This is a genomic window from Clostridium boliviensis, assembly GCF_033342255.1.
Lineage (GTDB): Bacteria > Bacillota > Clostridia > Lachnospirales > Lachnospiraceae > Lacrimispora > Lacrimispora boliviensis.
In genome coordinates this window covers 1-259 of the sequence record NZ_JAWONS010000311.1, presented here as the reverse complement: position 1 = coordinate 259, position 259 = coordinate 1, and the positions used below count along the sequence as shown (strand labels likewise).

The following is a 259-nucleotide window of genomic DNA, read 5'->3' as shown; positions in this document are numbered from 1 at the left end:
TTTCAGACGAATATTCTTGCACTCAACGCGGCAGTGGAAGCAGCAAGGCCGGATCTGCAGGCAAGGGATTTGCTGTAGTTGCTGATGAAGTACGAAACCTGGCAGGCAAATCAGCAGAAGCGGCTAGAAATACCACCTCTCTGATTGAAAATGCCATCTCCGCAATTGGCACCGGAACAAAAATTGCCGATGAAACTGCCAGGGCACTTGGTATGGTAGTTCAGAAATCACAGATTTCCACCGGTAAAATCGCGGAAAT

1 pseudogene is annotated in these 259 nt (G+C 48.3%); it reads left to right on the top strand.

The features are described 5' to 3' along the window. Positions 1 to 259, top strand: a pseudogene (locus RZO55_RS21840) (methyl-accepting chemotaxis protein); the annotation flags it as partial.